This window comes from Streptomyces zhaozhouensis, assembly GCF_900230195.1.
Classification (GTDB): domain Bacteria; phylum Actinomycetota; class Actinomycetes; order Streptomycetales; family Streptomycetaceae; genus Streptomyces; species Streptomyces zhaozhouensis.
Window position 1 is genome coordinate 56,610 of record NZ_OCNE01000008.1, and the last position, 14,384, is coordinate 70,993.

The following is a 14,384-nucleotide window of genomic DNA, read 5'->3' on the forward strand; positions in this document are numbered from 1 at the left end:
CGGGTTGAGGTCAGCCGGCTTGTGCGGAGTCGGGATCAGGAGTGTCACCGAGGCTGACGACTTGGCGGTTGCGGAAGAAGTCGTCTTCGCGCAGCGTGGTGATGCTGCCGGAGGGGGCCCGGAAACTGGCATAGCCGGCCGACGCGATCGGCATCCTGATCCAGGACGCCACCACGAACGTCAGGGTGCCACCGTGCGTCACGATGATCTGGTGTTCGCAGGGGTTCCGCAGGATCTCGTCCATGGCCGCGTAGACGCGTCGCGCCCACGCCGCCTTGGTCTCGGAACCGTCCACGCCCTCGTCGTGATCCATGCGCTCCCCGACAGCCGGCGGTGGGACGAAGCGCCGGTCCAGCCACTCCTGCGGCTTACCCTCCGCCTCACCGTATGACTTCTCCCGCAGCCTGCTATCCGAGACCGGCTTCACGCCGAACTGCTCGGCCACCGCATCGGCCGTCTGCAGGGTGCGCCGCAGATCCGACGTGAACAGCTCGACCTCCGCGTCGTTCGGGACCCGTGCCCGCAACGCCCGGGCGACGGAGACCGCCGCACGGACGCCAGCGGGCGTCAGTCGCGAGTCATGCCATCCGCCGACGACTCCCTCGACATGGTGCGTCGCCTCCGGATGAGTGACGACGTGCAGAGTCCGCATCAGTGTGTGCCCTCCTGTAGGTGGCGTCCTGCCTGGTCGCAGGCCGCAACCATGGAGGAGACGGTGCGGAGCGCACAAGCGGGTTCTTCGGCTCGCGCTCGGGCGCTGGCGAGGCGGCGGGAGCCGGTGCCGGTCTCGGCGATCGCTCCGTGGGGTGGTCGTCGAGTCAGGTGGTGGGAACGCGTCTCCTCGCGGCGCCCGCGCCAGTTGTGCGGGATGGCCGTGCCACCCCGGCGGCGGCCCGTGCGGCCGGGCGGATGACTGACCGGCTTGTCGCTTCAGACGCGTCCGTCACACGTCCTAGCGTGCGGCTGTGGGAGGCGTCCCGATGCCCCGTCGGGCGGGCCTCTACGCGGCCCACCTCCCCCTTCTTCTACCGTCAGGAGCGTTGTCAGCTTGACCCGGAACCAACGTCTGATCCTGAGCCCTCCGTCCCAGGTGTGGGGCCTGCTGGCCGGCGGCTACCGCTACGGGCAGTGGGTGACCGGAACCCGGGAGATTCTCGCCGCGGACCCGCACTGGCCCGATGTCGGCGCACGCCTGCGCGTCCGCCTCGGCCTCGGACCGCTGTCCCTCGACGACACCTGCGTCGTCCGCATCTGCGAAGCGCCCGAGCGCCTGGAGCTCGAAGCGAAGGCGGACCCCTTCGGCGCGGTCCGCATCGCCATGCGCCTCATTCCCTGGGGCGACAACACCCTGTTCATCCTCGACTGGCATCCTCTCCGGGGGCCCGGCACCCGGATGCACGGGCTCCCCGTGAACTATCTCGTCGCCGTCCGCAACGGCATCATGCTCACGAAACTGGCCCAGATCGCCGTACGGGAACACGCGCGGTCCCGCGACACGCGACAGCGACGCCCCGCCCCGCGATGACCACCGGAGCGCGGGGCGTTCCGGCCGGTGAGCTCCTCGGCACGGGCGCCTTCGCCCTCGCGTGAGCGCCTTCGACCGCGCGCGATCCCAGGAGGCGCCGGGCTGGCTGGCGGAGTCGAACGGCGGGGGTGCGCGACGAATTCCCGCCCCCGCGTCGCCTCGCGAGGCCCTGTTGAGCCGCTACTTGCCCTCGCCGAAGCGCCGCACATACCATCACACGGTACTCGTTTTCATTTTCATCTAGCGTCGCCCTCGGGGGACTTCGCTCGCCGTTGGTCTCCCATGGGCCATCAACGCGCTCACTCGTGCTCCCAGCCCTGCTTCTGAGGGCCAACCGGAAGGAACGCTCGTTGACATCCGCGCTGATACGCCGTTCCGCGGCGTGCCTGGCAACCGCGATGGTCGCCACCACAGTGATCACCTTGCAGAGCACGCCGGCGCTGGCGGCTGACGGACCCGCCCCCGAGCCGAGGGAGTACCGCGTCCTCCAGGATCTGCACACGGACGCGGTCTCGACCTTTCTGGACGAGGAGACCCTCAACCTCGGCAGCAAGGCGGATGTGCCGGAGGGGACGGGGACGCGGTTCGCCGCCGACGAGGTGTGGTTCCACGTCGATGACGACTCGGCGACAACGGTGCCCGAGGGCTTCGAGTTCATCGCGCCCGAAGGGGCCTCCGTCTGGCTGACGCCGGAGTCCAACCCCGGGGGCGACCAACTGTGGCCCGGCTTCTCGACCGAGTCGGTGCCCGCGGGGGCGGTGGACGACGACCGGACCACTTTCACCCTCAACGAGGTCGAGGGCCCCGGCGACCTGGAGGTGTTCACCACCGGCGGGCCTGGCTCCGTCAACCGACTGTGGTCGTCCGACGAGGACTTCAGGTCCTTCGAGGTGGGCCGGACCCACATGCACGCGAACTGGGCTTTCACCGAGGCCGGCACCTACCGCCTCAGCGTCGAGGCCGAGGTGTTCCGCTCCGGTGAGCCCGTCAGCACGAGTGCCACCTACACGTTCGTGGTCGGTGACCTCCCCGAGACGGTCGCGACCGGTGCCACGTTGACCTCGTCGGCGACGGAGATCGCGCTCGGGGAGAGCGTCGATCTGACGGCGTCGGTGACGCCGGCGTCCGTCGAGGGCTATCTGGAGTTCCGCGCCGGCGACGCCGTCCTCGGCCACGAGCCGGTGGCCGCGGGCGAGGCGTCGTTGACCACCGACGCGCTCGGCCTGGGCAACCAGAGCGTCACCGCGCGCTTCGTTCCCGAAACCACCAACCTCGCCGAGGCTTCGACCTCGGACCCGGTGGCCATCGCCGTGACCGAGCCGGGCGGTGAGCCGTTCCGCGTCGAGGGGCTGGCGTCCTCCTACCAGCCGGGCGACGAGCTGGTGGCGGAGGCCGTGGGAGTCAGCGCGGGGGAGGGCCAGAGCTTCCGCTGGGTCGTTCGACCGGTCGGCGCGACCTCCAGTGGCTACGCCGCCGGCACAGGCCCGCGGCTCGTCAAGGCCATGTCCGCGTCGGACGACGGGTACGAACTCAAGGCGCAGCTGCTCACGGGCACTTCCGTCGAGGCGGAGACCGCCTGGCAGCCGCTCGCGGTCGAGCCGCTCGGCGAAGTGCCGTCTCTCACTCGCGTGAACGACGAGACGATCTACGCGGGGGACACGTTCGCGTTCCGGCTCTCGGGTCGGGAGGTGGCCGAGGGGGAGACGCTGGAACTGGTCAGGCGGTCGGGCAGCCCCTGGTTCGACGCGGCGGACGGTCTGAGCGACGTGACCTTCCCCGAGCCCGACCGGGTGGCCGTGACCACCACCCTCACGGGAGAGACCGAGTACGCCGTCCGCGTCGTCCGGGACGGGCTCGCCGTGGCCCAGTCGGCCCCGGTGACGACCGAGATCAACGAGCGCGAGGTGCTGTTCGAGGGATTGCGGTCGCTCTACCGGGAGGGCGCCACCCTCCAGGTAGACACCACGGTCCACCCCGAGCTTGAGGACGCCACCTACTCGTGGCGTATGCCCTACGACACGGTGCTCAAGGAGGGCAGCGCACCCGAGGCCCTGTCGTTCGAGAGGACGATGACGATGGCCGACGACGGCCAGACGCTCTACTTCGTGATGACCAGGGGAGACGTCACGATCAGCGAAGCGATACAGCTTCGCGTGACCGATGCCCCGGCCGAAGAGCAGATCCTCGCCTTCGCCGACCTCGCCGACCACTACCACCAGGGCAGCCCCATCGACTTCTCCCTGGTCGCCGACCCGCCGATCGGCGAGGGCGACACGATCGACTGGGAGTGGAGGTGGCCGGGCGCCCAGGAGTGGGACTCCCTCCCCGACGCTTCCGGGCTCGAGCACACACTGGTCGCCGAGCAGGCGCTGGACGGGGTCGAGGTACGGGCAACCCTGACCCTCGGTGACGACGCCGCATCCCCGATCACGGCCGACCCCGTGACGGTGTACGTCGACGACCACGGCGCGGCGCCCCGCCAGACGGTGACAGTGACCGGGGAGACCGAGTACGCCGCGGGCGATACCGCCACGCTGTCGGCCGAGGTCGAGACGGGTACCGTGCTGACGGGCTATCAGTGGTACGAGAGGGCCCCCGACGCCGGGGAGGCCGTCCCGGTCCCCGGAGCGACCGGACCGGAGTATGCCTTCGCGACCTCCGCCGAGCAGGACGGGCACGAGTTCAGCGTCGCCGTGGTCACCCCGAGCGGGGAGATCGCCTACGGGCCCTCCGACCCGGTGACCCTCACCGTGACCCGGTAGCGGACTCGACCCCGCCCGGCGTGCTCCCGCGCGCGAGGACAGCGCGGGAGCACGCCGCGACTTCTCACGACGCCGGCCGTTTCGTCCCGCGCCCGCGCGGTCGACCCCGACTCGTCGGCGTCGACCGCGCGGGCGCGTTGGCCCGGGTGCGCCTGGGCGCGCGGTCTCCTTCGGGCCGGACCCGGCCGGCGCGTCCGTCAACCGGCGCCTCGCCGGTGAGACACCGATCGTGCGCCCGGCCGAGGGAGGAGAGCCCCTTAACGGGGGGTCCGGCGCAGCAGGAGGACGTGGTCGGTGACGACGGCGGTCTGGCCGTTCGGGCCGGTCGCCTCCCGCCGGGGTGCGTCGGACCGTTCGACGGTCCAGGTGGGTTCCGCGAGCGCGAGTTCGGCGTGGATCTCCTCCGGGGCGGGGAACCGGGCGTCGGGATCCTGGTCCCAGGACCAGGGGGCGCGGGAGCCGTGGTCGACGACCAGAAGCCGTCCGCCGGGGCGCAGGGCGTGTGCCGCGGCGCGCAGGACGGCCGACCGCGGCAGAGCGAAGGGGGTGTGCAGGTACTGGGCGGAGACCAGGTCGAACGCGCCCTCGGGGAAGGTGCGGGCGAGGTCGTGGCGTTCAGCGGTCACGAGGTGAGCGAGTTCCTGTTCCCGTGCGCATCGCTGAAGCCCCGCGACCGCCGTCGCGGAGATGTCGACGGCGGTGACCCGCCAGCCGTGCCGGGCGAGCCAGATGGCGTCGCCGCCCGCTCCGGAGCCGAGGTCGAGTGCGACGCCGGGGGGTAGCCCGGCGGCCACCTCCCCCAGCAGCGGGTTGACCCGGGCACCCCAGAGCGTGGGGTTCTCGCGGTGGGGGCGGTAGAGCTCCTCCCAGAACGCCTCTGGCGGCTGGTCGAGGCTGGGCCGCTGTGTCATGCGTTTCCTTCCCGGTAGGTGAGGTGCGTGAGGTCTCGCTCTCCCAGGCCGCGACTCATCCGGGCGCGGTCTCGACCGCGTCCGGATTCCGGCGCCGTCGTGCCAGGCGACCCAGGAGGCCGTGGCGTGGTGCCGCCCCCCAGGAGAGGAGGAAGAATCCGGTGGCGACCAGCACGATGGTGCCGCCCGTAGGCAGGTCGATGCTCCAGGACAGGTAGAGACCGATGAGGGCCGAGGCGCCGCCGACGAGGGGCGCGAGCAGCATCATCAGGCCCAGTCGGTCGGTCAGGAGCCGTGCCGTGGCGGCGGGGGTGACGAGGAGCGCGAGAACCAGGATGTTGCCGATGGTCTGCACGGAGATGACCACGGCGATCGAGACCATGATGTAGAGGGCCAGGTCGAGGGCGAAGACGGGAAGGCCCAGGGCGCGGGCGGACTCCCGGTCGAGGGTGACGGCGACGAACTCCTTGTGGAAGAGGAAGGCGACCAGGAGCAGACCGACGGTGGAGACGCCCACCACGATCAGGTCCTCGTCGGGGATGCCGGTGATGGAGCCGAAGAGGAACTGCTGGAGTGAGCCGGAGTAGCCGGGGGAGCGGCTGATGATCACGATGCCGAGCGCGAAGGCGGCGACGAAGAAGACACCGATCACGCTGTCCTCGCGCAGGCGTCGGTTCTGGGCGAAGACCGCGACGGCGACGGCGGTGAGGACGCCGGCTACCGCGCCGCCGAGGACGAGGTTGCCTTGGACCACGAAGGCGACGGCGAGCCCCGGGAAGACCGCGTGGGCGACGGCGTCGCCGATGAAGGCCATGCCGCGCAGGACGACGTAGCAGCCGATGACGCCACAGACGGCCGAGGAGAGCAACGCGACGAAGAGCGCTTTGGGGAGGAAGGTGAGCGCCGGGTTGAAGAGGTCGGCGACGAACTCCTGCGGGGTGAGCATCACGCGACTCCCAGGGCGGCCAGCAGAGGGCTGCCACGGCGAATACCGAAGGCGCGCCGCCACAGCTCGGCGTCGCGCAGCTCCTCGGGCGCGCCGGTGGCGATCACGGTCTGGTTGACCAGAGTGAGGCTGCCGCAGGTGTGCATGGCTCCTGTCAGGTCGTGGGTGGTCATCAGCACCGCCTTGTTCTCCCGGCTCAGTTCGGTGAACAGGTCGGTCAACAGTTCCTGGGTGGGAACGTCCAGGCCGGTGAACGGCTCGTCCAGCAGCAGCACGCTGGGCCGCAGGGCCAACGCGCGGGCGACCAGGACGCGTTGGCGCTGACCGCCGGAGAGCTGGCCGACGGGGCGGTCGGCCAGTCCGGTCATGCCCACCCGCGCCAGCGCCGCCCCCGCCGCCCGGTAGTCGGCCACCCCCGGACGGCGCAGCCAACCGACGCGCCGCACGCGCCCGGAGAGCACCGCGTCGGCGACGTTGATGGGGAAGTCCCAAGCGAACTCGTGACGTTGCGGCACGTAGCCGACGCGCCGGCGGACGCGGCCGAGGGGCTCGTCCTCGACACGGATGGTGCCGGAGGCGGGGCGCACGAGACCCAGCACCGTGCGCAGCAGGGTGGTCTTGCCGGCGCCGTTGGGTCCTATCAGTCCCATGAACTCGCCGGCGGCCACGGTGAGGTCCACCTCGCGCAGCACCGGTCTTTCGCCGAGGACCACGTTCAGGCCCCGCACGGTCAGCGCGCTCATGACGCCTTCTCGTCCGAGGCGGCGGCGATCCTGCGGGCGCGCCGGCCACGCACGGTCACCGTCACGACGGCCGCTGCCAGGGCCACGGCGACCGCGCCGACGACGGCGAGGACGGCCGGCACGGACGAGCCCTCGTCCGCGGTCCCGGTCTCGTCGGAGGACGACCGGTCCTCGGCGTTCTCGTCGCCCGGCGGTTCCTGCGACGCCGGGGAAGCCTGGTCGAGTTCGGCGGCGAACGCCTCGTCCAGGTCGGTGCCCTCGCCGACGGCGAAGCGCAGCGGCGCCCGGTCCGAGACCGTCTCACCGGTGATCAGGTCGGCTGAGACCTCGAAGTCCACGACGTAGACGCCGGGTTCGGTGAAGACCCAGTTGGCGTGCGTGTGGGTGTTGAGGTCCACCCACAGTTCCTGGGGGCCCGGTTCGTCGCCGTCCCAGAGCACCTCGGGCGCGCCGAGGTCGCCGTTCTGGAGGAAGACCGCGAGATGACCCGGGCCCTCCATGCCGTGCATGGTCAGCGTCACGCCCCGGTTCACCCGCTCCATGACCTCCGGGTCCTGCGTGTTCCAGCCCAGCCAGACCACCTCGGGCGCCTGGGTCTGTGGAATGACGTGGACGTCGCTGCCGGGCTCGGCGTCCAGGAAGGCGAAGTCCGGGTTGTCGGGCGCCTGTTGGACAGCGGCGTCCACGACGCGGGTCACCACGTCGGTCAGTCCCCGCCACACGGGCGGGGACTGGGAGTCGTCCCGGCCCTGGATGTGCCACTCGCCGTCGACGAACCGCGGGCCGATGTCGACATGGCCGATGTCGAGGACCGCCTCGCCCCGGACGTTCTCCTCCTCGGGGGCGACGGTCTGCTCCAGGTCGCCGTCCTCGTCGGCGTGGGCGGCCGCGGCGGGCAGCAGCAGGACCAGGGGAGCGGCCGCCAGGGCCGCGAGGGGAGAGGCCCAACGGGCTCGTGGCGGTGCGGGCCGCCGGTAAGGGACGCCGGCCGCGGGGAGTTGGGGCATCGGGATTCCTTGGGGGTGAGGGCGCTGAGTGCGCTCAGCCGAGGCACTCGCGCAGCGAGTCGGCGTTGGCGCGCATCATCGCGGCGTAGGTGGTGACCTCTTCGTCGAAGGCGTCGCCGTAGATCTCGCACACCGCCACGTCCCGCTCCTCGGCTATCTGGAGGAGGGTGCTGGAGCGGCTGCGGAGGTTGGGTTCCAGGAAGACGGCGGGCACCGAGAGGTTGTCTATGGTCTCGCCGAGCCGTCGGCGTTCGGCCAGGCTGGGTTCGGTGGCGGGATTGGGGGTGACGAAGCCGGCGATGTCCAGGCCGTAGGCGTCGCCCAGGTAGCCGAACGCGTCGTGGGTGGTGACCAGGTGGCGGCGCGAGGCGGGGATCTCGGCCACGGTCTCGGTGACATACGCGTCGACGTCCTCCAACTCCCGCAGGTAGTCGGAGGCGTTGGCGCGGTACTCGGCGGCGTGCGCGGGATCGATCTCGATCAGGGTGTCCCGGATGATCTTGACGTAGGCCATCGCGTTCCGGACGTTCTGCCACAGGTGGGGGTCGATCTCGCCGTGCACATGGCGGCCCAGGACGGCCTGTGGCAGTTGGTGGATCTCCGTGCCGGCGCGCCCCAGCATCCGGAAGGCGGGGTCTCCCGGCACCTCCGTGAGCGCCTTGTTGGGCACCTCGACCACCGTCTCGGCGGGGGCGTGGACCTCCTGGTGTCCGTGGTCGCCCTCGGGGTCCGCGTACAGGTGGAGGCCCTCGGAGTCGAGGTCCACCGCGACATCGGCGTGCCCGCTGTCGAGCACCGTGGCGCTCTCCATGCCGGGCACGGCGTGGGGATCGACGCCGACGGCGAAGGTGACCGTGGTCTCGCCGAGCGGCACGGGCCGGGTCTGCGGAGTGGGTACGGCCTCTGCCTCCATGTCCAGTCGGTAGACGCCGGGTTCGGTGAAGGCCCAGCTCATGTGGGTGTGGGCGTCCGGCGGCAGCAGCGCGGTGTCCGCCTCGTAGCCGTCGCCCGCGTCGAAGCCGTCGGAGGAGTCGAAGAAGACCGTCGGCTCGCCGAAGGTCTCCGTCAGATAGCCGATCAGCTCCCCGGGGCCTTCCAGCCCGGTGGCCTTCAGCCGCACCTCGGAGGATCGGGTGGCCCCGAGCTCCTCCCCGGTGCCGCGTACGCGCAGGCCCAGCCAGATGGTGTCGAGGTTGACGTTCTCCACCAGCGGAATGATCTCGGCCGCGTACTTGGTCGCGCGCTCGGCGAGCGAGATGTTGGGAACACCGTCCGGGAGGTTGGCGTCCAGCGCCCGGATCAGGTTCTGCTCCTCCAGCATCAGGTAGTTGCTGAACGCGGCGTCCGCGTAGACGATGTCACGCACGTCCCGCAGCGTCGGCTCGTGAGAGTGCGGGTCCCCGCCCTCCGGGACCAGGGACTCGACATCGACCAGGTCGCCGCCGACCCGGCCCGCCAGGTCGGCCAGGATGCCTGTGGTGGTGACCACGGACAGCCGCCCGTCGTCCGGCGGGGTGGCCAACCCACCGCAGCCGCCGACCGTCAGGGCCAGCGCCGCGACGACGGCCAGTGTGCGCGGCGTGCCGCTCTTCCGCCTCATCGGCTTCGGGGTCCTTCTGCTTGGTTCGGAGAACACCGGCTCGGTGCGGGGACCCGCCGGTGGGGCGGAGCGGTCACAGCGGCTCCACCCCACCGGCTGCGCGTCGCGCCTCAGGCGCGTGCCGCCAGGCGTCGTCGGGCGATCACGAACGCCGCTCCCCCGGAGGCGAGCAGTGCCACGCTGGCCCCGATCACCCACGACGGGGAGAGATCGCTGCCGGTGCTGGCCAGGTTGCCGCCACCGCTGAGCTGGTCGTCGGACAGCTCGCAGTCCTCACCGTCGGCGGTCTGACCCACGGTCACCGACTCGGTGGTCGTTCCGCCCCGCGTCGCGAGGCCGTCGGGAGCGTCCCCGACTGCGAAGGTGTAGGTGGCGGGGTCGCTGGTGAGCGTGTCGCCGTTGTCGGGGTTGGTGGCGGTGGCCTCGGCGGTGAGGGTGTAGGTGCCGGCCTCGGCGAAGGTCCACTGCGCGTGGGTGTGCGCCGGGGTCTCCTCCCTGAGGGTGCCGGGCAGTTCGTAGCCGCCCCCCTCGAGGATCGGGACGGCACCGCCGAAGGTGTTGGTGGTGTAGAGGAAGACCTCCCCGGGGCCGTTCACCGAGGTGATGTCGATCTCGACGTCGGTGTAGCCGCTGCCGGCCGTTCCGTTGGTGTCCCAGCCGGGCCAGATCAGGTTCGGGTCCTGGGTCAACGGCAGCAGGTAACCGGCCGGTGCGCCCGGGTACCCCTCGGGGATGTCCTCGGTGAGAGCCTCGGGCTTGACGTGCAGGACCACGTCTTCCGGGGAGTGGGTGACATGGCTCCCCGTCACGTCCTCCTTGAGGTTGAGGATCAGGTCCCCACCCTCGGTCAGGACGTGGAACGCGTCGATGTGCCCGTGGTCGAGCACCAGCGCCTCACTCGGCTCCGCCGGGACCTCGCGCTCCTCCTCCACGGGGAAGCACTGCGGCTCGGCATCCCCGCCGGTGGAACCAGCGGCCGACGAAGCTCCGCTCGTCGTCCCGCCGTCAGACCCGGACCCGCCGGCTTCGCCGTCGCTGTCACCGCCTGTGTCACCGCCGGTGGAACCGCCGGCGCCGGTGCCCCCGGCGTCACCCCCCGAGCCGCCGGAGTGCTCGCCCGAGCCGCCGGACTTGCCCCCGGTGCCACCGGAGTCGTCGTGGTCGTCGACGTGAATGGTCACCGGTTCGGACGCGGCGACCACCTCGTGGTCGTCTCCGAGGAGTTCGGCCCGCACCTGCTGACCGTCCAGCTCGGCCGTGCCCGAGTAGCGGTCGCCCTCGCCGCCTTCCGCGGCCTCCCACTCGGCGGAGGAGGACTCCCTGGTGTACCAGTGGTAGTGGTCCAGCTCCGTGGCCACGTTCGGTACGGCCGTCAACTCCACCGCGCCACCGGTGTGGTAGTGGTCCGCCAGCCCCTCGATCGACAGGCTGTCCGGGGCCGGGGCCGGCTCCTCCTGCTCGCCGACCGTGAAGGTGTAGGTGGCGGGGTCGCTGGTGAGCGTGTCGCCGTTGTCGGGGTTGGTGGCGGTGGCCTGGGCGGTGAGGGTGTAGGTGCCGGCCTCGGCGAAGGTCCACTGCGCGTGGGTGTGCGCCGGGGTCTCCTCCCTGAGGGTGCCGGGCAGTTCGTAGCCGCCGTCCTCCAGCAGCGAGGTGACCGTGCCGAACCCGGTCAGCGTGTAGAGGAAGACCTCCCCGGGGCCGTTCACCGAGGTGATGTCGATCTCGACGTCGGTGTGGCCGCTGCCGGCCGTCGCGTTGGTGTCCCAGCCGGGCCAGATCAGGTTCGGGTCCTGGGTCAACGGCAGCACGTACCCGGCCGGCGAGCCCGGATACTGCTCCGGGATGTCGGCTATCCAGGCGTCCTCCTTCACGTGCAGCAGCACGTCCTCGGGGGCGTGCCGGGCATGGGAACCGGTCACGTCCTCGGCGAGGTCGAGAACCAACTCGTCGTTCTCGACGGCCACATGGAAGGCGTCGATGTGACCATGGTCCAGAACCAGCGGATCGGCCGCCTGGGCGGTGCCCATGGTGCCGACGGCCAACGCCGTGGCCACCAGGCCCGCCACGGCGTGCCCCCATCTCGGTCCCGTACGGGTGTTCATGTCGGTGTGGTGCTCCTTCTGTGGTCTGCCCCGGGGAGAGGCACATGAGGACGGGCGGTCTCGTGCGGACCGCCTGGGCGCCGACGCGTGCAACGCGCGTCGACCCGCGTGCGGGGATTTCGGACGACAGGTGTGCGGAGGCGAGAAAGGAAGGTGACGAGCCTACGAAATGATAATCGTTCCCATCAACCCCCCTGTCTCGGCGCCCGCCCGGTGTACGGCGACGGCCAAGGGGCGAGCGGCACCGGGGCTGTTCGGTCGCGGGACTGGAAAGAGCGAGATCGCAGGGGTGAGGGCCTTGCCCGACTTCCCCGGGGCGGGCCGGGGAGCTCGGCGCCGACTCGCATCGAATGTGTGGCACGTCACGAGGCGGCCCCGTCGTGCGCGGCTCCTCGCGCCCCCGCCGACCGCCGCAGTCGCCGGGACTCCCGAGCCCCCGGGGGTGTGGCCCCGCAAGCTCTGTCAGCGCGAGACCCGTGGCGTGGACGGATACGGCGGCAGGGCCGTCTCGCTGGCGTTCTCGCCGGCCCTGGCCATCGCGCGCCGCTGTCGGTCCGTCAGCCGGGGGACGCGACGGCCGCGGATCTTCCCCCGGTCGGAGACGCACCACCGCAGTGGGTTGGTGTCGCTGTCGTCGATAGCGGTGATGCCCGCCGCGGTCAGCGGATTGCGAAGGTGTCGAGCGCCTGTACGCGGGGCAGCGCCCCGGCGCCGGCCGAGCCTCACCCGCAGGAGAGCGGAAGGAACCATGAATGAACACGCCAGGCCCCGGCCGCTCGTGGCGGGACGCGTTTCCTGACCGGCCGTGCCGACCGCGGCGGGGCGACCGGTCATCGGTGTGTTCGGGGACCGCTGTCAGGCCCCGGACCCCCGGAACACCGCTTCCAGCAGGTCCGTCGCGATCCCCAGCGCCCGCTCGTCGAAGTCGAAGCGGCGATGGTGGTGTGGTACGTCCACGCTGCGCGCCCCCACCATGAGGTAGGCGCCCACCCCGCCGGCCGCCTGCACCGTCGTGATCATCGAGTGCGCGTCGTCGCTGCCGCCCGCCGCGCTGGCCCGACCGAGGTACCGGGTGACCGCGGGAACGGTGGCGGCCGCCTCCTCGACGGCCCGGAGCGCGAGCGGGTCGGGCACGGAGGTGGCGGCCTGACCGTACCGAAGACTGTCGGCGGTGACCCCGTACATCCGCGCCGCGCCTTCGACGATGTCCCCCGCCCGCCGGTTGAGTTCGTCGAGCACCTCGTTGGCGCGGGCACGTACCTCGTAGGTCAGCTCCGCGTGCGCGGGGATGATGTTGGCGCCTCCTCCGGCCTGGAACGTTCCCACGTTGACCCGGGTGTCGGAGGTGGCGAAGCGGGTCATGCCGAGCAGCGCGAGCGTCGCCTGGGCGGCGGCGGCCAGGGCGTTGCGTCCCCGCTCCGGGGCCGCCGAGGCATGAGCCGCTTCGCCGGTGAACCGGGCCCGCCACCCGAAGGCCCCACACCGGGCCGGGGCGGTCGCCGACCAACTCTGCCACGACGCCGGTCCTCTCGGCGGCGAACCGCTCGACCAGTCGCGGATCGGCGCCCGCGGCGCGCGCCCGGCCGGCCCAGTGGGTGCGGTCCGCCTCGCTCGGGGGTTCCGGGACGGTGTCCATCCGTACGACCTCGGCGCCCAGTCGGTGGGGAACGGCACGGGCCCGCAGTTCCGTCACGACGGTGGCCGCCGTGAGGTACTCCAGGAACCCCGGCTCCGCGTGCGCGTGCAGGCGCCGGCGCAGCTTCGTGAGTTCGTTGAGACGCACGGAATCAGTCCTCCGGCTGGCTGGGGCGGACGGCGAGTGCCTCGATCTCGACGAGGAAGCCCGGCTTGGGAAGCGCGGCCCCGACGGCCGAGCGCGACGGGTAGGGAGCGGTGAAGAACTCGCGGTAGACCTCGTTGACGGCGCCGAGCGGGGACGGGTCGGCGAGGAAGGCCGTCACCCTGGCGACGTGCTCCAGGCCCAGTCCCGCCTCCTGGAGGAGCCCCCGGATCTTGCCCAGCACCGAGGCGGACAAGGCCTGGCAGCGCCAGTACGAGGAGTACGTGGTGCAGCGGATCCGGGACCACGCGCACATCGTGGGCCTGCTGCGGGAGCGTGACGGGGGAGCGCTCGCGGAGGCCGTCCGGCAGCACGTGCTCGTCAACGCCGACAACCTCGTCACCCTGCTCGACTTGGGCGACGGGCAGGAATCAGCACTGCCCCTGCGTCCCTTGCGGCCTCACCTGGACTCCGGCCGTCCTGGCCGGCTCCCAGGTGGACCTCGGGGTGGCCGGCATCCTCAACGTGCTGCGGTCCAGGGGGCAGTTGACCGACCGCCCGGCCCGACCCGGCGACCCACTGGTGACGCGGGCTGCCACCACCCTGCACAGCCCCGAGCCGGGCTTCCTCTCCCTGCGGAAGACCTCGGGGCAGACCATCACCCGCGGCGAGCACGTGGGCTTTATCCGCCCGCTCACCGGCGCACCCGTACCACTGACCGCGCCCGTCGACGGAGTGGTACTGCGCAGCGCCGCGGAGGCGACCGTCGCCGAGGGGGACCGGGTGATCACCGTGGCGGCCACCCCGGGCTGACCAAGCCCCCGGGCGCCGACCACGGTCGGACGGAGGCCGTCAGGCCGTCGGACCCGACCAGCCCGAGAACCCGAGGCGCCCGACTCCCCACCCGCACCTGAACCGACGCACCCGATCAGAGAGGTAACCACTCATGACCGCACCGACGTTCACCCTCGTGGCGAAGGACTACGGCCACCTCGCCCCGCTCGCGCT

13 protein-coding genes are annotated in these 14,384 nt (G+C 71.6%); 3 read left to right on the forward strand and 10 right to left on the reverse strand.

The genetic code is table 11. From position 1 onward, the window contains the following. Positions 1-10: 10 nt before the first annotated feature. Positions 11-652 carry a histidine phosphatase family protein gene (locus tag CRP51_RS13325; protein WP_097231377.1) on the reverse strand — a complete coding sequence of 214 codons (642 nt, stop codon included), beginning with the start codon at positions 650-652 and terminating at the stop codon, positions 11-13. 396 nt (positions 653-1,048) lie between these two features. Here CRP51_RS13325 and CRP51_RS13330 point away from each other — a divergent pair, with 396 nt between their 5' ends. Then, positions 1,049-1,525, forward strand: coding sequence for an SRPBCC family protein (locus CRP51_RS13330; RefSeq protein WP_097231378.1), 477 nt, complete (start codon positions 1,049-1,051; stop codon positions 1,523-1,525). Between the two features lie 422 nt (positions 1,526-1,947). Next, complete coding sequence (locus CRP51_RS28830) at positions 1,948-4,287, forward strand: choice-of-anchor M domain-containing protein (protein ID WP_170970543.1); 2,340 nt, start codon at positions 1,948-1,950, stop codon at positions 4,285-4,287. A 257-nt stretch (positions 4,288-4,544) separates the two neighbouring features. Here the strand turns inward: CRP51_RS28830 and CRP51_RS13340 are convergent, their stop codons facing one another. From CRP51_RS13340 to CRP51_RS13380, 9 genes are all read right to left on the reverse strand, one after another. Then, positions 4,545-5,198: an SAM-dependent methyltransferase gene (locus tag CRP51_RS13340; protein WP_097231380.1), complete on the reverse strand. Its 654-nt coding sequence runs from the start codon at positions 5,196-5,198 to the stop codon at positions 4,545-4,547. 55 nt (positions 5,199-5,253) lie between these two features. Beyond that, a complete protein-coding gene (locus CRP51_RS13345) occupies positions 5,254-6,144 on the reverse strand; it encodes an anchored repeat-type ABC transporter permease subunit (protein WP_097231381.1) in 891 nt (296 codons plus the stop codon). Beyond that, positions 6,144-6,887 (reverse strand): anchored repeat-type ABC transporter ATP-binding subunit, encoded by a 744-nt coding sequence (locus CRP51_RS13350; protein ID WP_097231382.1) that lies wholly within the window; start codon positions 6,885-6,887, stop codon positions 6,144-6,146. The genes CRP51_RS13345 and CRP51_RS13350 overlap by 1 nt, the downstream gene beginning before the upstream one ends. Further along, on the reverse strand, positions 6,884-7,894 hold the full coding sequence (locus CRP51_RS13355) for a choice-of-anchor M domain-containing protein (protein ID WP_097231383.1): 1,011 nt from the start codon (positions 7,892-7,894) through the stop codon (positions 6,884-6,886). The genes CRP51_RS13350 and CRP51_RS13355 overlap by 4 nt, the downstream gene beginning before the upstream one ends. 34 nt (positions 7,895-7,928) lie before the next feature. Continuing rightward, a complete protein-coding gene (locus tag CRP51_RS13360) occupies positions 7,929-9,494 on the reverse strand; it encodes an anchored repeat ABC transporter, substrate-binding protein (protein ID WP_097231384.1) in 1,566 nt (521 codons plus the stop codon). Positions 9,495-9,604: 110 nt separating this feature from the next. Further along, on the reverse strand, positions 9,605-11,596 hold the full coding sequence (locus CRP51_RS13365; protein ID WP_097231385.1) for a choice-of-anchor M domain-containing protein: 1,992 nt from the start codon (positions 11,594-11,596) through the stop codon (positions 9,605-9,607). Between the two features lie 462 nt (positions 11,597-12,058). Continuing rightward, a complete protein-coding gene (locus CRP51_RS13370; RefSeq protein WP_439333162.1) occupies positions 12,059-12,430 on the reverse strand; it encodes a hypothetical protein in 372 nt (123 codons plus the stop codon). Positions 12,431-12,451: 21 nt separating this feature from the next. Next, complete coding sequence (locus tag CRP51_RS13375; protein ID WP_097231386.1) at positions 12,452-13,270, reverse strand: peptidase dimerization domain-containing protein; 819 nt, start codon at positions 13,268-13,270, stop codon at positions 12,452-12,454. A gap of 113 nt (positions 13,271-13,383) precedes the next feature. Further along, positions 13,384-13,692, reverse strand: coding sequence for a RidA family protein (locus CRP51_RS13380; RefSeq protein WP_097231387.1), 309 nt, complete (start codon positions 13,690-13,692; stop codon positions 13,384-13,386). Positions 13,693-13,883: 191 nt separating this feature from the next. Between CRP51_RS13380 and CRP51_RS13385 the strand changes: the two genes are divergently transcribed. Continuing rightward, the gene (locus CRP51_RS13385) at positions 13,884-14,189 is read left to right on the forward strand and encodes a hypothetical protein (protein ID WP_141514595.1); all 306 of its coding nucleotides are present in this window, start codon (positions 13,884-13,886) and stop codon (positions 14,187-14,189) included. Positions 14,190-14,384: the final 195 nt, after the last annotated feature.

Bases quoted from the DNA above. Each gene is read 5' to 3' on its own strand.
- CRP51_RS13325 (WP_097231377.1), bottom strand. From the start codon at position 652: ATGCGGACTCTGCACGTCGTCACTCATCCGGAGGCGACGCACCATGTC.
- CRP51_RS13340 (WP_097231380.1), bottom strand. From the start codon at position 5,198: ATGACACAGCGGCCCAGCCTCGACCAGCCGCCAGAGGCGTTCTGGGAG.
- CRP51_RS13345 (WP_097231381.1), bottom strand. From the start codon at position 6,144: ATGCTCACCCCGCAGGAGTTCGTCGCCGACCTCTTCAACCCGGCGCTC.
- CRP51_RS13350 (WP_097231382.1), bottom strand. From the start codon at position 6,887: ATGAGCGCGCTGACCGTGCGGGGCCTGAACGTGGTCCTCGGCGAAAGA.
- CRP51_RS13355 (WP_097231383.1), bottom strand. From the start codon at position 7,894: ATGCCCCAACTCCCCGCGGCCGGCGTCCCTTACCGGCGGCCCGCACCG.
- CRP51_RS13360 (WP_097231384.1), bottom strand. From the start codon at position 9,494: ATGAGGCGGAAGAGCGGCACGCCGCGCACACTGGCCGTCGTCGCGGCG.
- CRP51_RS13365 (WP_097231385.1), bottom strand. From the start codon at position 11,596: ATGAACACCCGTACGGGACCGAGATGGGGGCACGCCGTGGCGGGCCTG.
- CRP51_RS13370 (WP_439333162.1), bottom strand. From the start codon at position 12,430: ATGACCGGTCGCCCCGCCGCGGTCGGCACGGCCGGTCAGGAAACGCGT.
- CRP51_RS13380 (WP_097231387.1), bottom strand. From the start codon at position 13,692: ATGTGCGCGTGGTCCCGGATCCGCTGCACCACGTACTCCTCGTACTGG.